The sequence below is a fragment of the Streptomyces sp. NBC_00454 genome (assembly GCF_041434015.1).
Taxonomy (GTDB): Bacteria; Actinomycetota; Actinomycetes; order Streptomycetales; family Streptomycetaceae; genus Streptomyces.
In genome coordinates this window covers 7,039,302-7,058,348 of record NZ_CP107907.1, presented here as the reverse complement: position 1 = coordinate 7,058,348, position 19,047 = coordinate 7,039,302, and the positions used below count along the sequence as shown (strand labels likewise).

General features: G+C 73.4%; 19 protein-coding genes and 1 pseudogene. 7 read left to right on the top strand and 13 right to left on the bottom strand.

What is annotated here, in order from left to right; translation table 11 throughout:
• Positions 1–204 precede the first annotated feature (204 nt).
• Positions 205–810, top strand: a pseudogene (locus OHU74_RS32225) (TetR/AcrR family transcriptional regulator); the annotation flags it as partial.
• A gap of 280 nt (positions 811–1,090) precedes the next feature.
• Here OHU74_RS32225 and OHU74_RS32220 read toward each other — a convergent pair.
• A complete protein-coding gene (locus OHU74_RS32220) occupies positions 1,091–1,627 on the bottom strand; it encodes a TerD family protein (protein ID WP_371619157.1) in 537 nt (178 codons plus the stop codon).
• Between the two features lie 108 nt (positions 1,628–1,735).
• Positions 1,736–2,851, bottom strand: coding sequence for a hypothetical protein (locus OHU74_RS32215; protein WP_371619156.1), 1,116 nt, complete (start codon positions 2,849–2,851; stop codon positions 1,736–1,738).
• A 260-nt stretch (positions 2,852–3,111) separates the two neighbouring features.
• Between OHU74_RS32215 and OHU74_RS32210 the strand changes: the two genes are divergently transcribed.
• Entirely contained in the window at positions 3,112–3,924 is an 813-nt protein-coding gene (locus OHU74_RS32210) for a glutamate ABC transporter substrate-binding protein (RefSeq protein ID WP_371619155.1), read from the top strand.
• Positions 3,925–3,976: 52 nt separating this feature from the next.
• Here the strand turns inward: OHU74_RS32210 and OHU74_RS32205 are convergent, their stop codons facing one another.
• The gene (locus OHU74_RS32205; RefSeq protein WP_330299933.1) at positions 3,977–4,543 is read right to left on the bottom strand and encodes a DJ-1/PfpI family protein; all 567 of its coding nucleotides are present in this window, start codon (positions 4,541–4,543) and stop codon (positions 3,977–3,979) included.
• Between the two features lie 237 nt (positions 4,544–4,780).
• On the opposite strand from OHU74_RS32205, the gene OHU74_RS32200 reads away from it, so the two are divergent.
• Positions 4,781–5,611, top strand: coding sequence for an endonuclease I family protein (locus OHU74_RS32200; protein ID WP_371619154.1), 831 nt, complete (start codon positions 4,781–4,783; stop codon positions 5,609–5,611).
• 24 nt (positions 5,612–5,635) lie between these two features.
• Here the strand turns inward: OHU74_RS32200 and OHU74_RS32195 are convergent, their stop codons facing one another.
• Positions 5,636–6,088 (bottom strand): GNAT family N-acetyltransferase, encoded by a 453-nt coding sequence (locus OHU74_RS32195; RefSeq protein WP_371619153.1) that lies wholly within the window; start codon positions 6,086–6,088, stop codon positions 5,636–5,638.
• Positions 6,089–6,309: 221 nt separating this feature from the next.
• On the opposite strand from OHU74_RS32195, the gene OHU74_RS32190 reads away from it, so the two are divergent.
• Positions 6,310–7,509: a calcium-binding protein gene (locus OHU74_RS32190; protein WP_371619152.1), complete on the top strand. Its 1,200-nt coding sequence runs from the start codon at positions 6,310–6,312 to the stop codon at positions 7,507–7,509.
• A 12-nt stretch (positions 7,510–7,521) separates the two neighbouring features.
• Here the strand turns inward: OHU74_RS32190 and OHU74_RS32185 are convergent, their stop codons facing one another.
• From OHU74_RS32185 to OHU74_RS32175, 3 genes are all read right to left on the bottom strand, one after another.
• Positions 7,522–9,183, bottom strand: a complete 1,662-nt coding sequence (locus OHU74_RS32185) for a glycoside hydrolase family 20 protein (protein WP_371619151.1) — start codon at positions 9,181–9,183, stop codon at positions 7,522–7,524.
• A gap of 226 nt (positions 9,184–9,409) precedes the next feature.
• Complete coding sequence (locus OHU74_RS32180) at positions 9,410–9,847, bottom strand: heme-binding protein (RefSeq protein ID WP_371619150.1); 438 nt, start codon at positions 9,845–9,847, stop codon at positions 9,410–9,412.
• Positions 9,848–9,925: 78 nt separating this feature from the next.
• Complete coding sequence (locus OHU74_RS32175) at positions 9,926–11,158, bottom strand: MFS transporter (RefSeq protein ID WP_371619149.1); 1,233 nt, start codon at positions 11,156–11,158, stop codon at positions 9,926–9,928.
• Positions 11,159–11,381: 223 nt separating this feature from the next.
• On the opposite strand from OHU74_RS32175, the gene OHU74_RS32170 reads away from it, so the two are divergent.
• Complete coding sequence (locus OHU74_RS32170; protein WP_371619148.1) at positions 11,382–11,846, top strand: MarR family winged helix-turn-helix transcriptional regulator; 465 nt, start codon at positions 11,382–11,384, stop codon at positions 11,844–11,846.
• 17 nt (positions 11,847–11,863) lie between these two features.
• A complete protein-coding gene (locus tag OHU74_RS32165) occupies positions 11,864–12,352 on the top strand; it encodes a hypothetical protein (RefSeq protein WP_371619147.1) in 489 nt (162 codons plus the stop codon).
• A 124-nt stretch (positions 12,353–12,476) separates the two neighbouring features.
• On the opposite strand, the gene OHU74_RS32160 is transcribed toward OHU74_RS32165, so the two are convergent.
• From OHU74_RS32160 to OHU74_RS32150, 3 genes are all read right to left on the bottom strand, one after another.
• Positions 12,477–13,139, bottom strand: a complete 663-nt coding sequence (locus tag OHU74_RS32160) for a SigE family RNA polymerase sigma factor (protein ID WP_371619146.1) — start codon at positions 13,137–13,139, stop codon at positions 12,477–12,479.
• Between the two features lie 8 nt (positions 13,140–13,147).
• Positions 13,148–13,594, bottom strand: a complete 447-nt coding sequence (locus OHU74_RS32155) for an LAETG motif-containing sortase-dependent surface protein (RefSeq protein ID WP_371619145.1) — start codon at positions 13,592–13,594, stop codon at positions 13,148–13,150.
• 139 nt (positions 13,595–13,733) lie between these two features.
• Complete coding sequence (locus OHU74_RS32150; protein ID WP_371619144.1) at positions 13,734–15,188, bottom strand: PLP-dependent aminotransferase family protein; 1,455 nt, start codon at positions 15,186–15,188, stop codon at positions 13,734–13,736.
• Positions 15,189–15,346: 158 nt separating this feature from the next.
• Here OHU74_RS32150 and OHU74_RS32145 point away from each other — a divergent pair, with 158 nt between their 5' ends.
• Positions 15,347–16,279: a DMT family transporter gene (locus OHU74_RS32145; RefSeq protein WP_371619143.1), complete on the top strand. Its 933-nt coding sequence runs from the start codon at positions 15,347–15,349 to the stop codon at positions 16,277–16,279.
• Positions 16,280–16,338: 59 nt separating this feature from the next.
• On the opposite strand, the gene OHU74_RS32140 is transcribed toward OHU74_RS32145, so the two are convergent.
• The 3 genes from OHU74_RS32140 to OHU74_RS32130 all read right to left on the bottom strand — a co-directional run bounded on the left by OHU74_RS32140 (position 16,339) and on the right by OHU74_RS32130 (position 18,700).
• On the bottom strand, positions 16,339–16,713 hold the full coding sequence (locus OHU74_RS32140; protein ID WP_371619142.1) for a YbjQ family protein: 375 nt from the start codon (positions 16,711–16,713) through the stop codon (positions 16,339–16,341).
• A gap of 75 nt (positions 16,714–16,788) precedes the next feature.
• Positions 16,789–17,496, bottom strand: a complete 708-nt coding sequence (locus OHU74_RS32135) for a response regulator (RefSeq protein WP_371619141.1) — start codon at positions 17,494–17,496, stop codon at positions 16,789–16,791.
• Positions 17,486–18,700 carry a sensor histidine kinase gene (locus OHU74_RS32130; protein ID WP_371619140.1) on the bottom strand — a complete coding sequence of 405 codons (1,215 nt, stop codon included), beginning with the start codon at positions 18,698–18,700 and terminating at the stop codon, positions 17,486–17,488. Before OHU74_RS32130 ends, OHU74_RS32135 begins: the two co-directional genes overlap by 11 nt.
• Positions 18,701–19,047: the final 347 nt, after the last annotated feature.

The window sequence follows — 19,047 nt, the reverse complement described above, 5'->3', positions numbered from 1 at the left end:
ACGCCAGTGTATCGATACATTCGCGTATCGATACGCGGGTGTACCGATACGCCTGCGTTCCCGTAGACTTTCACTCGACACAGTCTCCGGATGGTCACTGGACGATCGCTGGAAGATCGCCACAGGACCGCTGGGCGACAACTAGAGCCGCAGGCCGGACCGACTGCGATACCGGACGCGAGCGCCCACCGAGGAGAGCAGCCCATGACGTCGCCGACGCCGGAAGCCGCCCCGGCCCCTGCGCGCCGCTCCAAGATCACCCCGGAGCGGGAGCGGCAGTTCTACGAGGCCGTCCTGGACCAACTGCGCGAGGACGGCTACGAGGCCCTGACCATGGAGGGCATCGCGGCGCGGGCCAGCTGCGGCAAGTCCACGCTCTACCGGCAGTGGAAGACCAAGCCGCAGCTCGTCGCCGCGGCCCTGCGCGCGGACCGGCGGGGCACCCTGGCGGCGGTGGACACCGGAACACTGGCGGGCGACCTGCGCGAGGCGGCCATGATCGCGGCCTGCACCTCGGGGCGCGACACCCGGCTGACGCAGGCCCTCGGCCATGCGGTGCTCAGTGACGAGGAACTCAAGGCGGCGCTGCGCGAAGCAATCGTGGAGCCCGAGCTGGCGGCCTTCGACGCGATCGTGGACCGGGCCGTGGCGCGCGGCGAGCTCGCGGCGGGGCATCCGGCCGTGGAATTCCTGCCGGCGCAGCTGATGGGCGTGGTGCGGATCCGGCCGGTGCTGGACGGGCGGTACGCCGACGCCGAGTACCTCGTACGGTTCGTGGACGCCTGCCTGCTGCCGGCGCTGGGCGTGAGCCCGCACACCGACCCCGCTCCGGCCCAGCCCGCCGGCCCGGCCGCGCCCGCCGCTCCGGCCCAGCCCGCCGGCCCGGAGCCGGCCCCCGGCCCGTAAGCGGACCGGCCCCCTGAACCGGCAGACCGCCGTCCCCGATGACCGGGCGGCGATCTGCCCGCGCTGCCTCGTGGGGACGGTGGCAGCGCACCACGGGACCGGGCGGCGGCCACTCCCTCGCGGAGTGCCCGCCGCCCGGTCTGCGCGGTGATCCAGAACCCGTCGTGCAATTCCCGTACGGGGATCAGCCCCGGGCGGAGCCCATGACCCGGGCGAACTCCTCCGGGTCGGCGTCGAAGCCCCGTACCGCCGGGTCCAGCGACCAGCTGCCCGAGGCCTCGCGGGTGAATTCGGCGACCGTGGCGGCGCGGGCGGACCCGACGGCCGTGAACCCCTCCACGGAGAGGTCGGTGTAGCCCTCCCGGATCCGCAGGCCGGTACCGGCCACGGAGGAGAAGGTCAGCGCCGGACCGGAGCCCGCCGGCTGGATCACCACCCCCACCACCACTCGGATCAACTCCGTTGCCATGCGCGACAGTTCGAGGGTCATCACCTCGTCGAAGCCGAGGCCCTGGCCGGTCCGGCTGTCGCGGTCCAGCGTGATGGTGCCGTCGGGCGAGCGGCTCCCGAAGTGCACGAGGTGGACGGGCTGCCCGTACGGGGCGGCGGCCCCGTAGACCGCGGCGAGTATGTCCAGATCGTGTACGGGCGCACCGGCCGGGCTGGGATCCCAGCGCAGCGCGATCTCCACCTTGGACAGGCCCTTGCGTACTCCGCTCACCGAACTCCCCCTCCGCTTACCGTGCGTTGCCCTCCCATGCTGTCACGGGTCCGTCCGGGCGGACCGAACTACCGTACGTTCCAGGCCAGTACGCGGGGCGGGCCGGACCTACCAGTCCCCGTCCTGCACCGGCCGGCCCCCCGGCCTCGGAGCCTTCCCCAGGGGTTTGACCTGGCCGGGGCCGGGCTGGATCCACGGGTTGTCGTCATCGCCGAGCCATTCGCCCACCGGCTCCACCTGGCCCAGCGCCCCGGAGGGGGCCAGGTCGGTGCCGCTCTCGTCGTAGTAGTCGAACCACGGCAGCCCGGCCTTGGTGTAGGCGGCCCGGTCCACCGGCGAGGGCGGCGGCTCCTCCCCGGTGATCCGGCGCCACGCGGGCGGGGACACCAGATGGACGAAGACCCGCGCGGCCGGCTCCCGCGCCCACTCCCCGGGCCCGCGGTCGTCCCGGTACACCTCCTGGCGCATGGACCCGCCGACGCCGAGTCCCATCGCGGGAGACCTCTGCGGACCCGCGGCTCGGGCCCGCATCCGCGGCTCCGCGGCCGAGCCGGGGGGACCTCCGGGAGCCGGCGCCGGGGCCGCCGCCGGCATCATCGGCCCCGCTCCGTACCCCACGGACGGCGCGCTCGGGACCGGTCCGCCGCCCGGCGGGCCCCAGCGGTGCGCGGCCGTGCGCGCCTGCTCCGCCTCCCGCCACCGCGCCAGTGCCTGCGTACCGAGCCCGAACGCCTGGAGCTGGACCCCGCCGGTGGTCTCCTCCCCGGTGACCTGGCCCTCGACGGTGGCGCCGAGCCCGAGCGGGACCGCGACGAACTGGCGCACCGTCCCCTTGCCCGAATTGATCCCGTCCAGCCACGGCTGGCGCGGGAGCACGAGGTAGTTCTGCGGATCGCGCCCGAGCTCCCCGGTCCACCGCTCACCGGAGACGGCGCACACCTTGCCGACCCCGACCTGGAGCGCGGTGGGCTGCGCGGTCCCCGCGAAGCTGAGCCACATCGCCTCGCGCAGGTACACGGGCAGCATCACCCCGCCCTTGGCCAGCCACTCCTGCGGCACCGTGTCCGGATGGTCCTCCACCCGGCGCAGCGGAAACTCTCCGAGCCCCGGCGGCAGGTTGTGCGTACCCGACTCCGGGAGGCGCAGCGTCCGCATGAAACGGACCTCCGCTCCGTCCCCCAGCAGCAAAGCGTTCCCCTTGACCCTTGCCCCGCCCTCGGCCATCCGACCGGCTCCTCTCCCGTACAGGACCGGATCCGCCGCAGGATCTGCCGCCGATCCGGATCGTTACCCTCAAGATTTGCTCAGATCCCGTGACACTGCGCCCGGCGGTTTCCTAGCTTCCTCATATACGCGTCCACCTGCCCCCGCGGTTCCCCGCGTCCCGGGCCCGTCCCGGCGCGCTCCCGCGCGCCCGCGCGACCCTGCGTACCGCTGTCGCGTCCCGCGCACCGCGTATCGCGTTTCCAAGGAAAGAGTGCAGCATGAAGGTTTCCCAGGCCGGTGCGGTCGCCGCAATGATCGGTCTCGCGTTGACCGCATCCGGATGCGGCGGTGACGACGGCCAGGGAGACCTCTCCATCGGCATCAAGTTCGACCAGCCGGGCGTCGGCATGCGCGAGCCGGACGGCACCTTCACCGGTTTCGACGTGGACGTGGCGAGGTACGTGGCGAAGACGCTCGGCTACAAGCCGGACCACATCACCTTCAAGCAGGTCCGCAGCAGCGACCGCGAGCTGCTGCTCCAGTACAACGAGGTCCAGTTCGTCGCGGCCAGCTACTCGATCAACGACAAGCGCAAGGAGAAGGTCGACTTCGCCGGCCCGTACTTCCTGGCGCACCAGGACCTGATGGTCCGCGCCGACGACCCGTCGATCACCAAGGCCGAGGACCTCAACAGCAAGCGGCTGTGCTCGGTGACCGGCTCGACCTCGGCGGAGAACGTCAGGAAGACCCTGGCCCCCAAGGCGAGCCTCCTGGAACTCGGCGGCTACTCCGAGTGCGTCGTCGCGCTCCAGGACCACCTGGTCGACGCCATGACCACGGACAACTCCATCCTGGCCGGGTACACGGCCCGCAAGGGCAACGAGGGCAAGTTCCGGCTGCTCGGGTTGAGCCTGAGCAACGAGAACTACGGAATCGGCATGAAGAAGGGCAGCCCCGAGCTCCAGGGCAAGATCAACGCCGCGATCCAGAAGATGGTCGCCGACGGGTCCTGGGAGGCCGCCGTGAAGAAGAACTTCGGCCCCGACTACAAGTACGAGCCGGCCCCCGCGGCCGTCACCTCGGGCAGCTGACGACCGCCGGAGCTCCCCTTCCGGGCCCTGCGGGGCCGGAAGGGGAGATGGCCTACGCCAGCGGGGCCTTGCCGCGCAGCACGGTCAGGAACTCCCGCATCCACGCCGAGTGGTCGGGCCAGGCGCGGGCCGAGACCAGCGTCCCGTCCACCACGGCTTCGGAGTCCTCGAACTCGGCGCCCGCCGCCTTCATGTCCAGCTCCAGGGCCGGATAGGCCGTGACCCGGCGGCCGTCCAGCGCGCCCGCCGCGGCGGTGATCAGGGGGCCGTGGCAGATCTGCGCGATCGGCTTGTCGGAGCCCGCGAAGGCGGCCAGGATCCGCCGCACCTCGGGGTCGTTGCGCAGGTACTCGGGGGCGCGCCCGCCCGGTACGACGAGGGCCGCGTACTCCCCCGGGTCCACGTCCGCGAAGGCGATGTCGGCGGGCCAGGTGTAGCCGGGCTTCTCGGTGTAGGTGTCGAAGCCGTCCTCGAAGTCGTGTACGACGAACCGCAGTTTCTTCACGGTCGGCGCCGCGATGTGGACCTCGTACCCCTCTTCGCGCAGACGCTGGTAGGGGTAGAGGACCTCCAGCGACTCCGCCGCGTCGCCGGTCACGATGAGGATCTTCACTGCCATGGGCTGCTCCTGGTAGGGCTGTTCACGGTGTGGCCTCCGCCACAGTGCAGGGGTCGACCTGTCCTGCCAAGTGACTCTTGCGCCAATTCACCCACATGACGCGCGTAGAAAATCCTGACTCCCGACACGTGCTTTTCATCTGTTCGGCACATGACAATGTGAACCTCGCTCTGCCACCTGATGCCCCGCCAATTCCCCGGGCGGGAGCGGTGCGTTGTGGAGAGGTACCCCCACGTGATGAGAATCTCGCGCCTGGCTCCCCTGGCCGCCGGCCTCGCGGCGGCGGCCCTGGCCCTGGTCCCGGCCTCCGCCACGGCCGGCCAGCGAACGGCCGCCACCGCCACGGCCTCCTCGAACTCCGCTGTCTCCTCCACCTCCGCAGCGGTGGACGCGTACTACACCTCCGCGGAGGGCAAGACCGGCGCCGCGCTCAAGACGGCGCTGCACAACATCATCAAGACCCAGTCCAAGGTGACGTACGACGGCGTCTGGAACGCCCTGAAGGTCACCGACCAGGACCCGGCGAACTCCAACAACGTCATCCTGGTCTACTCGGGCCGCTCCCAGTCCAAGTCCACCAACGGCGGCGGGGTCAACGACTGGAACCGCGAGCACGTCTGGGCCAAGAGCCACGGCGACTTCGGCACCGCCACCGGGCCGGGCACCGACCTGCACCACCTCAGGCCCGAGGACGTCACGGTCAACAGCACCCGCGGGAACAAGGACTTCGACATGGGCGGCAGCCCGGTCGCCGAGGCCCCCGGCAGCTTCACCGACTCCGACTCCTTCGAGCCGCGGGACGCGGTCAAGGGCGACGTGGCCCGGATGCTGCTCTACATGGCCGTGCGCTACGACGGCGGCGACGGCTTCGCCGACCTCGAGGTCAACGACAAGGTCAACAACGGCACCGCGCCGGCGATCGGCCGGATCAGCGTCCTGAAGCAGTGGAACCTGCAGGACCCGCCGGACGCCTTCGAGCAGCGCCGCAACCAGGTCATATACGACACCTACCAGCACAACCGCAACCCGTTCATCGACCACCCGGAGTGGGTCAACTCCATCTGGTAGCCGCCCGGTCGGCCGCAGCCCCGCCTACTGCTCGCCCAGGGCCATCCATTTGTCCGGGGCGGCGAGCGGCTCGAAGCCGACCTTGGCGTAGACCCCGTGGGCGTCCCCGGTCGCCAGCAGGATCCGCCGCAGCCCGTACGGGGCGAGGTGGTCCCGCACCGCCCCCGCCAGGGCCGTGCCGAGCCCCTTGCCCCGTACGCCCCGGTCCACGTACACGTCGCAGAGCCAGGCGAAGGTGGCCCGGTCGGTGACGACGCGCGCGTACCCGACCTGGGCGCCCGAAGCCTCTTCGTAGACCCCGAAGTTCAGCGATCCGTCGATCGCGGCGTCCTGCTTCTCCCGGCTCCGCCCGAGGGCCCAGTACGAGTCCTCGGACAGCCAGCGGTGGACCAGCGCGCGGTCGAGCCGCCCGGGGTCGACGGAGATCTCGTAGCCATCGGGGCGCTGGGGACACTCGGGCAGCCGTTCATTGTTCATCCCCGCATCCAAGCAACAGCACGATGCCCGGACCAGCGAATATCACCGTACGAGACCCGTACGAGACCCGGACCCGGACCGGGCGGGCCCCGGCTCCGTACGGGTGGGCGGGACACCCGTGCGGGGGACGAAATGAGCCGGTCGGCGCAGTCCCGGCTTGCGGACCGGGCCCCGCGTGGCAGTCCTCCAGCGATCCCCACACGGACCGTCGGAGGACCTGCATGGCACGCATCATCACGGCCGGTGTCGTCACCGCCGCCCTGTTCACCCTGGGCCTGCCCGCGAGCAGCGCGGGCGCCGCCCCGATCGGCTGCTTCGGCGCCGTGGCCACCATCACCGGCACGGGCACGATCAACGGCACGCCCGGCAACGACGTCATCGTCGGATCCGCGGCGGCCGACACCATCAACGGCCTCGGCGGCAACGACCTCATCTGCGGGCTCGGCGGCAACGACCAGCTGGTCGGTGGGGCCGGCAACGACCGGCTCGACGGCGGCGAGGGCAACGACGTGATCCGCGGTGACGCCGCCGTGGCCGCCGGAAACGCCACGGGCGGCGGCAACGACGAGCTGCGCGGGGGCGCCGGCGACGACGACATGGTCGGGGATTCGTTCACCGCGAGCGGCAACGCGGAAGGCGGCGGCAACGACCTCCTCGACGGCGGCGCCGGAGCCGACCTCATGACCGGCGACTCCCAGAGCAACGACGCGGGGAACGCGCGCGGCGGCGGCCACGACCGGCTGTTCGGCGGGGACGGCGACGACGAGCACATGACCGGCGACAGCGTCGCCCTGGGCGGCGATGCCACGGGCGGCGGCAATGACCTGCTGGACGGCGGCAACGGCGACGACGGCCTGCTGGGCGACTCGGCGGCGCCCTTCCAGGGCACGGGAACCGGCGCGGGCGACGACATCCTGCGGGGCGGCGCCGGAGCCCACGACAACCTCATCGGCGACAGCGAGGGCATCACGGCCGCCGTGGGCAGCGGCGGCAACGATCTGCTGGACATGGGAGCCGACGGCGGCATCTTCGCCATCGGGGACCACAACATCGGCGACCCCGCCGGCGGACGGGCCGTGGGCGCGGGCAACGACCGCATCATCGGCGGGACCGGGGACGAAGACCTCATCGGCGACAGCTCGGTCGGGGACGCCTCCGTCACCTCGGCCGGCAACGACCGGATCGACGGCGGGGGCGGCGACGACTCGATCTTCGGCGACAACTCCAACTTCGACGGGGACGCGACCGCCGGCACGGCGGGCGGCCGGGACCGGCTGCGCGGCCAGGGCGGCAACGACTCGATCTTCGCGGGCCCGGCCGACGACTTCCTCGACGGCGGAGCCGACACCGACGCCTGCGACGGCCAGGCGGGCACCGCCGACGAGGCCGTCAACTGCGAGTCGACCGCCAACATCCCCTAGGACACCCGCCGGTTACTGGAGGCGGTCGGCGAGGGTCTTGAAGGAAGTCCAGTCCAGGCCGGGGGTGCGGGGGTCCCAGAGCTTCTGGGACAGGGCCGCGAGCGGGAGGCGGATGCCGGCCGCCACCTGGGCCTGGGTCTGGGCTCCGGCCAGATCGCACCAGACCGCGAGTCGTGCGCCCAGGATCCGGTCGCCGTAGGTCGCGGGGACGGCGGCGGTCCCGCGCAGCACGAGCGGGGTCCACTGTTCGTATATGCGCCGGCCCGTGGGGTACGTGAACTGGTTGGGCTCCCCCAGCACGTAGTAGAGGTACTCGTCGTTGAGGTTGACCACCTTGCGGCCCTCGCGCAGGTACTCCAGCGGCGGCCGGGCCCCGCCCTCCTTGCCCGTCCAGTACTCGACCTGGATGTCCTGGGCGGGCTGGGCGAGCCCGCCGGTGAAGAAGCCGTCGTTCCAGGCCGCCGGTGCCCGGCCCGCCGAACGGACCACGTCCGCGCGGTCGTTCAGCCAGCCCGTCGCAAGGTCCTGAACCCGGGCGGTGGGCCCGTACCGCTGCCGGGCGGCGGCCGTGAGCTGGGGGAAGGAGGCCTGCGGATCGCGGTAGACCAGCGCCTGGTACTCGTCGGCGCCCAGGTTCCATATCGCGCCCGGGAACAACGGAAGGTACTCCCGCAGGAGTTCGTCCACGAGCTTCGCCGCCGCCGGGTTGGCTATGTCCACCGCGCCCTTGACCACCCGGCCCTGCGAATCGTGCAGTTGGAGTCCGGGGTGCGCGCGCAGCACCGCGCCGAGGTGGCCGGGCGAGTCGATCTCGGGGATCACCGCGATGTGCAGCCGGGCGGCGAGCGCCGTGATCTCGCGCACCTGCGCCTTCGTGAGGTGCGGGGTGGAGACGATCTCGGGGTGGGTGTCGGACTGGATCCGGAAGGCCTGGTCGTCGGAGAAGTGCAGGCCCAGCTGGTTCAGCTTCAGGTCGGCCATCTCGCGCAGCCGGTCCTCGATCCAGTCCGGGGTGAAGTTCTTGCGGGCGATGTCCAGGTTGAGTCCGCGCTGCGGTTTGGCCGGGGCGTCCCGCACGGTTCCCTCCGGGGCCGAACGGCCGCCGCTCACCTCCTGTTTGAGGGTGCGGGTTCCGTAGAAGACCCCGGCCTGGTCGGGTCCGGTGATGCGGACCTGCCCGTCGCGCACGGTGAGCGTGTAGGACTCGGGAGCCCCGGAGTCCTTGGCCCCGAGGGCCAGTTGGACGTCCCCGCGGCGGGTGTCGGCCGATTCCGCGAATCCGATGTGGAGTTCACCGGCCAGCAGCCTGCCTTCGTCGGCCAGGGCCGCGCTGTCGGACGGCGCTACGACGACCCGCGCCTCGGGGGCGGGCCGCCAGCCGGGGCCACGGGCCGGCACGTGTTCCCGTACGGCCGGGATGGTGCCCGGGGTGGCGGAGAGCGGGTACGAGCCCGTCGGCGAGGGTTCGGCGGCCGTCGGGGTGGCGGCGGACGGGGTGGCGGCGGACGCCGAGCCCGCCCGGTCCGGCGAAGCGGCGGCGGCCGGGGTCCGGGTCCCGCCGGGGGCGGCCGAGCCGGTCGTACAGCCCTGGACGGAGGCAAGGGAGACCAGCGCGGCGACCGTGGCCGTCGCGATGAGATGGCTCCGCCTGTCCTGCTTCGTCTGTCGCATCATGCGTCCGTGTCCCCCGTACCAACGTGGCACGGGGGACACCGGTGCGCGACCCGGGCGAAGACGACCTAGTGCTGTGGCCGGAAAGGTTCACCGTGTCGCGACGCCCGGCACGGCACCTCGCCGCGTTGTCGGACCGCGGCGGTACGTCCAGTACGAGCCCCGGCCCTCCGCCTTGCGATGCACCGCACCGGACGCCGCGCCCCGGCAAACCTTCCCGGCCACAGCACTAGGCGAGGGCCGCCACCGCGGCGGCCGCGAAACCGTGGTCCTGGGCGGGGGCCCCGCCGCCGACGCCGACGGCTCCGACGAGCCGGCCGTCGCGGTGCACGGGCAGGCCTCCCGCGATGAAGAGCAGCGGCCGGTCGAGGGCGGTGGGCAGGGTGTGGAAGGGGCCGCCGGGCTGGACGGCGTCGACCAGGTCGGCGGTCGGGGCGTTCAGCTGGAGTGCGGTGAAGGCCTTGCGGGTGCTGGTCTCCCCGGAGATCAGGACGGCCCGGTCGTCGCGCCGGAAGGCCAGCAGATGGCCTCCCGCGTCGAGGACGGAGACGCTGACGGCGACCCCCGCGGCTCCGGCGGCGGCCGTGGCGGCGGCGACGAGCCCCTCGGCATCGGCGGTGGTCAGCGGGGCGACGGCGGTACGGGCGGTGGCGGTGCTGCTGGACATGCGGGGGGCTCCTGCGGTTCGGACTCGGATGTGTGTGGGGGGACGAGGGCCCGGTACGGGTTCTCGGGGATCAGGGGATCAGTGGTGGGCGGGGACGGCCACGGCCGCCGGGGCCGGGGCGCCGGCCGCGACGATCCGGCCGGGGCCTTCGCCGCCCGCGCGGGCCGCCGTACGCCGTTCCAGTGCGCCGGAGAGCAGGGCGAGGACGAGGGCGGAGGCGGCGAGGGCCGCACCGACCCAGTTCGGGGCGGTCCAGCCGAACCCGGCGGCGATGACGATCCCGCCGAGCCAGGCGGCGAGCGCGTTGCCGAGATTGAAGGCGCCGATGTTCACGGCCGAGGCCAGGGTGGGGGCTCCGGCGGCCTGGTCGAGGACGCGCTTCTGCAGCGGCGGGACGGTGGCGAAGCCGAGGGCTCCGATGAGAACGATGGTCACGGCCGCGCCCGCCTTGGTGTGGGCGGTCAGCGTGAACACCGCGAGGACGGTGGCGAGCGCGCCGAGGGACACGTAGAGCATCGGCATCAGCGCGCGGTCGGCGAACCGGCCCCCGATGAGGTTCCCGGCGACCATGCCGAGTCCGAAGAGGACGAGCAGCCAGGTCACGGAGGTGTCGGCGAATCCGGCGACGTGGGTCATCATCGGCGTGATGTAGGTGACGGCGGCGAAGACCCCGCCGAAGCCGAGGACGGTCATCGCCATGGCGAGCAGGACCTGGACGTTGCGGAACGCGGCCAGTTCGTGGCGGATCCGTACGCCTTCGGGGCGGGGCAGGTCGGGGACGAGCCGCGCGATGCCGATCAGACCGACCACGCCGAGCGAGGCCACGGCCAGGAAGGTGACCCGCCAGCCGAGGTGCTGGCCGACCAGGGTGCCGAGCGGGACGCCGATGACGTTGGCCACGGTGAGGCCGGTGAACATCATGGCGATGGCTCCGGCCTTCTTCTGCGGCGCGACCAGCTCGGCGGCGACGACCGCGCCGATCCCGAAGAAGGCGCCGTGGGCGAGGGAGGCGACGACGCGGCCGGCGAGCATGACGCCGAAGACGGGGGCGAGCGCGGAGACGACGTTGCCGACGACGAAGAGGCCCATGAGCAGCATCAGCATGCGCTTGCGGGGAATGCGGGTGCCCAGGACGGCCATCAGCGGAGCGCCGAGGACCACGCCGAGGGCGTAGCCGGTGACCAGGAAGCCGGCGGTGGGGATCGAGACGCCGTAAGTGCCGGCGACTTCGGGGAGGAGGCCCATGATCACGAATTCGGTGGTGCCGATCCCGAAGGCGCCGATGGCGAGGGCTAGCAGTGCGAGAGGCATGAGGGGGTGCCCTTCAGGGGGAGATTGCGTGCGCGGCGGCAGCGGGGCTCGCGGAGCGGAAGCAGAAGCGGAGAGGTGTACTGCGGCAGCTGATTGCCTGCGTCCACATTAATTGCAGACGCTGTTTAATTGCAAGCGCGGGCTATTGCGGCCGTGGCCTATCCTGTGGGTACACGCCGTGCGCGACTTGCTCGTATGACTCGCATGACTGAAGGAGGGGCCCATGACGGCCACGGACAGTGCACTCACCGCCCTCTCCCAGGGCTGGTGCGCCCTCTCCCTCCTGCACGGGCGGATCGAAACGCACATCGAGCGCGCGCTCCAGGCCGGACACGGGCTGAGCGTGCGCGAGTACTCGCTCCTCGACGTCCTCAGCCGCCAGCACAGCGGCCCCGGCGGCCACCTGCGGATGCACCAGGTCGCCGACTCCGTGGTGCTCAGCCAGAGCGCGACGACCCGGCTGGTCAGCCGGCTGGAGGACCGCGGGCTGCTGGGCCGCTACATCTGCGACACCGACCGGCGCGGCATCTACACCGATGTCAGCGAGGCCGGCCTGGCCCTGCTGGCCGAGGCCCGGCCCACGAACGACACCGCCCTGCGCGAGGCGCTGGACGAGGCCGCGCGCACGCCGGAACTGGCGCCGCTGGTGGACGCCGTGAAGAACACCCCGGCGGCGGACGCGGCGTAGGCCGTCTCTTTCGGATCTTGCCGGGTCCGCGCCGCCGCGGCCCCGCCCCGGCCCGTCCCCGCTATCGGGCGCCGGACGGGGTGGCCGGCGGCCGCGAGGGCGACGCGGAGGCCGAGGGCCCGGGCTTGGGCGAGGAAGACGGGCCGGAGCTCGACAGCGGCACCCCCGCGCCGGGCGTCGGCGACGCACTGGGCGCCGGACCGCGCATCGAACTCGGCGTCGCACTGGGCGGAGCCGAGACCGAGGGCGAAGACGGCCAGGGCGACGGCGAGGACGGCGTGGGCGACGACGGGGCCGGCACCAGCGGATCCGGCGCCGGAGCGGTCGGCGAGCCCGACGGCGGCGCGGCCGGCGGTACCGGGTCCGGGTGGACCGACCCCGGGTCCGGAGCCAGTACGGCGTACCCCACGGCCGCCGCCGCGGCCAGCCCCGCCAAGGGCAGCGCGAACCCGCGCAGGCGCAGCCGGGCCCACGGCAGCACCCGTACCCCCGGCCCCGGGGGCTGAGCCGGGCCCAGCTCGCGCACGGTGATCGCGGTGGCGCGGGCGTCGAGAGCCTGCCGCAACCGCCGCTCGACGGGGCGCTCCTGACCCTCGCGACCCTCCAGACCCTCGGGGCCCTCGTCACGCGTCATATCCGACCCTCCAGAATCCGTTCCAGCGCGTCCAGCCCGCGGCTCGCGTTCGACTTGACCGCGCCCCGGCTGATCCCGAGCGTCTCGGCGATCTCCGCCTCGCTCAGGTCGGCCCAGTAGCGCAGCACCAGTACCTGGCGCCGTCGCGGCGTCAGCCAGCCCAGCGCGGCGAGCACTTCGCGGTGTGCCTCGTCGAGGACCACGGAGGACTCGGCGGACGGTACGTCGACGGGCGGAGCCGGGGTCCACGCGCGGGCGGTCCGCCTGCGGCGCAGCACCGACCGGGCGGTGTTGACCACGGAGGTGCGCAGGTAGCCCAGCGCGTTGTCCACCTCCGTGATCCGCTCGCCGTGGCGCCGGTACAGCGCCGTGAAGGCGTCCTGCACCACGTCCTCCGCGGTCCCCACGTCGTCCACGAGGAGCACGGCGAGGCGGACCATGCGCAGCCGGTGGGCGTGGTACAGCTCGGTCACCGTGGGCTGCGGGTTGCCGTCCTCCCGGGCCAGGCCGTACGTGTACCCGTGCCGGTACGGCTCCGCCCGCGCGGGCGGAGCCGCCGGGGCCGATCGCTCGCGGCGCAGCAGGAACGACCACAAGCCCCGCCGCGGCCGGTCGAAACCGGGCGCGGCGGGGCCCACGGATGGTGCGAGGTGGAGCACGGGGGTCCTCAGCCGTTGGTGCGGCGCCGCAGGGTGTACAGGGTCCCGGCCCCGGCGGCGATCAGCACGGCGGCCCCGGCACCGAGTGCGGCCGTGGTGGCGGAGGAGCCAGTATGCGCGAGCTCGGGCGCACCGGGCGCGGCCGGGGCCGCGCTGGGGGCCGCGCTCGGGGAGGAGACGGGACCCCTGCTCGGGGTCACGGTCGGCGTCGAGCCCGGGGGCAGGCTCACCGAAGGCTGCGGGGTCGGGCTGGCGGAGGGGGCGGAAGGGGCCGAGCTCGGCTTGGCGCTCGCGCTCGGCGCGACCGTCGCCGGGGCGGGCGCGGCGCTGGGCGTCGCGGACGCCCCCTGCGCGGCGACGGCCGGCCCGGCCAGCGCGAGGGCCATCCCGGCGGCCGCGACGGTGACGGCCGCGGCCCTGCGGATGTCCAGCGGGGTGCGCTTCAGGTTCTTCACGGTGGTTCTCCACGGTCGGGTCGAGGGCGCGGGTTCACGCCCTTCACCCCCACACGACGCGCGACCCTCCGGGAGGTTGCCGCGGTTCCCGAAAAACTTTTCGCGCGGCCACCACCTGCGGCTCCACCGCGCCCGAGGGTCAGGGGCGCAGCCCCCGCAGCGCCGCGCCGAAGGTGGCCACCCCCTCCTCGATCTCCCCCGTCGTCCCCGCCGCGTAGCCGAGGATCAGCCCCGGAGGCCCCGGGGTCATCCGGTGCCAGGACAGGGGGTGGGCCTTGGCGCCGAGGGCGAGGGCCGACGCGGCCAGGGCGGTGTCGTCGAAGTCCGCTCCGTCGAAGGTGACCATCAGGTGCAGCCCGGCGGCGGCTCCGTGCACCCGCGCGCCCGGCAGCTCGGCGGCGATCGCCCGCAGCATCGCGTCGCGGCGGGCCCGGTGGCGGCGCCGCACGAAGCGCAGGTGGCGTTCCAGCTCCCCCGATTCCATCAGCCGGGCGAGCACCAGCTGGGCGAGGACCGGGTTGCCGAGATCCGCGTAGCGCTTGGCTTCGATCACCGCGTCCAGGTGGCGCGGCGGGACCAGCAACCAGCCCAGCCGCAGGGCGGGGGCCAGGAGTTTGGAGACGCTCCCCGCGTAGCAGACGGCCTCGGGCAGCATGGCGCGCAGCGCGGGTACGGGGGCGCGGTCGTAGCGGTGTTCCGCGTCGTAGTCGTCCTCGATGACGATGCCTCCGGCGGCCGCCCAGCCGAGGAGCCGGCGGCGCCGCTCCCCGTCGAGCACGACCCCGGTCGGGAACTGGTGCGCCGGGGTCAGGACCACCGCCTGGGCCGGTCCGGCCGCCAGGGCCGCGGTGTCGATGCCGCCCTCGTCCACAGGTACGGGCAGGAGCTCCATCCCGCCGTGTTCCAGTTGCTGGCGGGCCCCGAGGGAGCCGGGGTCCTCGACCGCCACGCGTCGCACGCCCTGCGCGTGCAGCACCTGGGCCAGCAGTCCGAGCGCCTGCGCGACCCCGGCCACGACGACCACCTCGCCGGGGTCGGCGCGGATCCCCCGGTTCAGGGCGAGCCAGCCGACGATCGCCTCGCGCAGCGCGGGCGTGCCCTGCGGGTTGCCGTAGCCGAAGTCGGCGGGGGTGAGTCCGTCGAGGACCCGGCGTTCGGCCTGGAGCCAGGCGGTGCGCGGGAACGAGGCCAGGTCGGGCACCCCGGGCGAGAGGTCGATCCGGCACGGTACGGCGCGCAGGGCGTCGACCAGCCCGCCGCGCGCCGGGGGCGGCGCGGGCGGGCCCACGGGCGGCGGCGCGGCGACGACGACGGTGCCGGCCCGGCCCCGGCCGTCCACCTGCCCGGTCTCCGCCAGCCGCTGGTACGCCTCGGTGACCAGGCCCCGGGAGACCCTGAGCTCGGCGGCGAGGATCCGGGTGGCCGGCAGTCTGCTGCCGACTGGAAGCCGGCCGTCGGCAATGGCGGCGCGCAGCCGGTCGGCGAGCCAGTCGGTGCGGCCGCCCGCGGGGGCGCGGCCGATGTCGAGCTGGAGGAAGTCCGAGCCGGCCTCGGCTTTGGACCCCTCGGGTGCGTTCTCTTTGGACCTGCCCATGAGTCCATTGTGGGGGCAGGCTCGAAGACATGAACAAAACGTCCGCTACTTCCCCTACGCCCACTCCGTCTCCCTCTCCCGCTTCCGCCTCCGCCACACGGCCCACGCCGTCCACTTCGACCTCGTCGCTGCGCGACCTCGCGCCCGGTGTCGTAGGCATGGCGCTCGTCGGCAGCAGCGTCACCGTCTCCCGGTCCCTGGTCGACGCCCCGCTCTTCGGCGTACAGGCCGTCCGCTACACGGCGGCCGCGCTGCTCCTGCTCGCCCTGGCCCGGTTCGCCCGGGTGCGGATCCTGCTGCCGCGCGGCCGGGAGTGGCTGTGGCTGGCGGGGATCGCCGCGACCGGGCTGGTGCTGTTCAACGTGGCGGTCGTACGGGGCGTCGCGCACGCGGAGCCTGCCGTGATCGCCGTGGCCGTGGCCTCCGTGCCGATCCTGCTCGGGGTGATCGGCCCGCTGCTGGAGGGCCGCAGGCCCAGCCGCCGAGTGCTCCTGGCGGCGCCGGTGGTCGTGGCCGGGGCGGTGCTGGTGGAGGGGACGGGGCGGACCGACGCGGCCGGGGTGGGCTGGGCGGCGCTCGCGCTCGGCTGCGAGGCCGGTTTCACCCTGCTCGCAGTGCCGGTGCTGCGGCGCCACGGCGCCTGGGGGGTATCGCTCCACGCGGTGTGGATGGGGGCGGTGATGCTGGCGGTGCTCACGGTGTGCGTCGAAGGGCCCGGGGAGCTGGTGTCGGTGACCCCGCGTCAGTGGGCGGCCGTCGGGTACCTCGCCGTCATGGTGACGGCGGTGGCCTTCCTCCTCTGGTACCGCACGGTGGCCGCGGTGGGCTCGGGCCGGGCCGGGCTGCTGACCGGGATCGCCCCGCTCGCCGCGGCCGGAGCGGGAGCCGCCACCGGCAGCGGGGTACCGGGCACGGCGGTGTGGCTGGGCCTGGCCGTGGTGATCGCCGGGCTGGCGGCGGGACTCCGGCCGGAGCGGACCGGAACCCCCCGGACGGACGGTCCGCCGCACGGCCGGGCCGACGCGGCGAGCTCCCCGGCGGACTCCCCCGCCGACTCCCTGGTGCCGGCCCGCGGCACGCATGCCCCGTAAGGCCCGGGAATCGGCGGCCCCATGAGCAGGCCGGTCCGGCACGATCCGAAAGAGACGGCCTAGGTGCCCGCGGGCACCAGCACGACGGCCGTGCCGTACGCGCACACCTCGGTGCCCACATCGGCGGCGTCGGTCACGTCGAAGCGCATCATCAGCACGGCGTTCGCGCCGCGTGCCTTCGCCTGCTCGATGAGCCGGTCCATGGCCTGGTTGCGGGTCTCCACCAGGGTCTTGGTGAGGCCTTTCAGCTCGCCGCCGATCATCGACTTCAGGCCCGCGCCGATCTGGCTGCCCAGGTGGCGGGAGCGCACGGTGAGGCCGAAGACCTCGCCGATCACCTGCTCGACCCGGTAGCCGGGGACGTCGTTGGTCGTCACGACCAGCACGCCGGTCTGCTGTGCGCCGGGGCCGCCGCCGTAGTCTTCGATACCCATGGGTCCCAATGTGCGGGCCCCGGACGGCGCCCGCAACCGGCCGGACCGCTGCCCCCGGCCGCTTCGGCGGAACAGTCAGCCGAGGCCGGTGGCGAGGCCGAACTCGTAGGCCACCACCACGGCCTGCGCCCGGCTGGAGAGGCCCAGCTTGCTCATGCATCGGTGCACGTGGGTCTTGACGGTGGCGGCGCTGAGTACGAGGCCTGCGGCGATCTCGGTGTTGGACAGTCCGGCCCCGACCAGGCCGAGGATCTCGCGCTCCCGCGGGGTCAGGGTGTCCAGGCCGGGACGCGGGGTGCGGGCGGCGGCCGGAGCGGCGTACGTGTCCACGAGCCCGCGCAGAGCCCCGGGGCTGAACAGCATCTCGCCGGCGTGCACGGTGTTGATGGCGGCGAGCAGCCGGTCGGGCGGGGTGTCCTTGAAGAGGAAGCCCCCGGCCCCGACGCGCAGAGCCCGGAAGACGTACTCGTCGGAGTCGAAGGTGGTCAGCATGAGCACCTTCGGGCGCGGGCCGGGCTCGGCGGCGCAGGCCGCCAGGATGCGTTCGGTGGCGGTGATCCCGTCGATCCCGGGCATCCGGATGTCCATGAGGATCACGTCGGGGCGGGTCTCGGCGGCGAGCCGCACCGCCGCTTCGCCGTCCTCGGCCTCGCCGACGACCTCGTAACCGGGCGCGGCGGTGAGCAGCGCGGTCAGGCCGGACCGGATGAGGAACTGGTCGTCGACGACGAGCACGCGCAGCACGCTCTCTCCTTCTCTCTCGGATTCCCGGTCAGCCGGCATGGCCCGTCCGGGGCACGGGGACGCACAGGCTGACCTCGAAGCCGCCCCCGGGGGCGGGCTCGGCGGTCACCGTGCCGTGGTAGATCATCGCCCGCTCGCGCATGCCGATCAGCCCCTGCCCGCTGCCGCGCCCGGCGGAGGGTCCGTCCCCCCGCGCACGGCCGTGTCCGTCCCCGCGGCCGTCGTCCTTGACCCGTACCCGGACCTCGTCCTCGGCGTAGTCCACGCGGACGGTGGTGCGTGCGGCCGGGGCGTGCTTGAGGACGTTCGTCAGGGCTTCCTGGACCACGCGGTACGCGCAGAGGTCGATCCCGGGCGGCAGGGCGTACGCCGTCCCCGTGATCGTGACGTCCACGGGGACTCCCGCGGCGCCGACCCGGCGGACGAGTTCTTCGAGGCGGCCGAGTCCGGCGACCTCCGGGGTCGCGTCCTCGGCCGGGGCCGTCCCGTCCTCGCGGAGCACGACCAGCATCCGGCGCATCTCGGCCAGGGCCTCGCGGGCGCTCGCGCCGATGGTGTCCAGGGCCCGGCGGGCGGTATCGGGGTCGGAGGAGAACACGTACCCGGCGAGCCCGGTCTGTACGGAGATCACCGAGACGTGGTGCGCGATGACGTCGTGCAGTTCGCGGGCGATCTGGATGCGCTCCAGGGCGACGGCCCTGCGGGCCTTCTCCTCCTGCTCGAGGCGGAGCTGACGGGTCAGCTCGCGCAGCCGCCGGGAGCCGTCGCCCGCGACCCAGCAGACGGTGGTGGTGACGGTCACGAAGCCGACACTGAGGGGGCCGATGCCGGGTTCGGCCAGCCGGGTGCCCCAGAGCAGGACCACGAGCGAGGCGGCGGCGCAGCGCAGGGAGACCGGGCGGGGGCGCTGGGAGGCGACGGTGTAGAGGGCGAGGAGCACCCCGCAGACGGCGGGCACGTGGTAGTAGCCGAGGGTGAAGTAGGTGCCGACGCAGAGCATGGTGCTCACCAGTACGGCCACGGGGAAGCGGCGGCGCAGTACGAACGGCAGGTAGACGGCGGCGAGCAGGGCGTAGGCGAGCGGGTCGGTGTCGCGCCAATAGCCCTCGGGATCCGGCCAGTTCCGGAGCATGTCCGACGAGATCCAGAGCGAGCCGACGGCCCACACGATCTCGCCGACGACCGACCGCGCGGCGCGGAGCCGGGTCGCCACCGGATGCGCTGACAGCGCGGACAACTGCACGTCGAACCCCCTCGTGTACACCCCTGGTTGTACAGGGTCACCACCCTCGGGGGTAGCCGGAGTTCAACCCGTGGATGGGCGAGAGCGGCGGGCCGGCGCCCGTAGATTCCTCGTACCGGCACCAGCCGGCAGTGGCCCGATCCCCCCGGGGCCCGCCAGGCGGCCGTGCCCGTTCGGGGGCGGGCACGGCCCCGCCGGCCTCCCTCATGGCACCGATCGTCGCAGATTGGGCATATCGGGCTAAATTCCGGTGCGCCAGCCGGGCGTTATGCCCCTCCGTCGTCATAGTCGTCCCTGACAACCGCCAGGTTGCCGTCCCGTGCCGCGTTCCGCGGCCGGGTGGACGT

What these genes read in the sequence shown, in the direction of transcription:
- OHU74_RS32200 (WP_371619154.1), top strand. Translation starts at nt 4,781, where the DNA reads ATGAGAATCTCGCGCCTGGCTCCCCTGGCCGCCGGCCTCGCGGCGGCG.
- OHU74_RS32135 (WP_371619141.1), bottom strand. Translation starts at nt 17,496, where the DNA reads ATGCCGGCTGACCGGGAATCCGAGAGAGAAGGAGAGAGCGTGCTGCGC.
- OHU74_RS32215 (WP_371619156.1), bottom strand. Translation starts at nt 2,851, where the DNA reads ATGGCCGAGGGCGGGGCAAGGGTCAAGGGGAACGCTTTGCTGCTGGGG.
- OHU74_RS32190 (WP_371619152.1), top strand. Translation starts at nt 6,310, where the DNA reads ATGGCACGCATCATCACGGCCGGTGTCGTCACCGCCGCCCTGTTCACC.
- OHU74_RS32180 (WP_371619150.1), bottom strand. Translation starts at nt 9,847, where the DNA reads ATGTCCAGCAGCACCGCCACCGCCCGTACCGCCGTCGCCCCGCTGACC.
- OHU74_RS32140 (WP_371619142.1), bottom strand. Translation starts at nt 16,713, where the DNA reads ATGGGTATCGAAGACTACGGCGGCGGCCCCGGCGCACAGCAGACCGGC.
- OHU74_RS32195 (WP_371619153.1), bottom strand. Translation starts at nt 6,088, where the DNA reads ATGAACAATGAACGGCTGCCCGAGTGTCCCCAGCGCCCCGATGGCTAC.
- OHU74_RS32175 (WP_371619149.1), bottom strand. Translation starts at nt 11,158, where the DNA reads ATGCCTCTCGCACTGCTAGCCCTCGCCATCGGCGCCTTCGGGATCGGC.
- OHU74_RS32145 (WP_371619143.1), top strand. Translation starts at nt 15,347, where the DNA reads ATGGCGCTCGTCGGCAGCAGCGTCACCGTCTCCCGGTCCCTGGTCGAC.
- OHU74_RS32210 (WP_371619155.1), top strand. Translation starts at nt 3,112, where the DNA reads ATGAAGGTTTCCCAGGCCGGTGCGGTCGCCGCAATGATCGGTCTCGCG.
- OHU74_RS32170 (WP_371619148.1), top strand. Translation starts at nt 11,382, where the DNA reads ATGACGGCCACGGACAGTGCACTCACCGCCCTCTCCCAGGGCTGGTGC.
- OHU74_RS32150 (WP_371619144.1), bottom strand. Translation starts at nt 15,188, where the DNA reads ATGGGCAGGTCCAAAGAGAACGCACCCGAGGGGTCCAAAGCCGAGGCC.
- OHU74_RS32205 (WP_330299933.1), bottom strand. Translation starts at nt 4,543, where the DNA reads ATGGCAGTGAAGATCCTCATCGTGACCGGCGACGCGGCGGAGTCGCTG.
- OHU74_RS32185 (WP_371619151.1), bottom strand. Translation starts at nt 9,183, where the DNA reads ATGATGCGACAGACGAAGCAGGACAGGCGGAGCCATCTCATCGCGACG.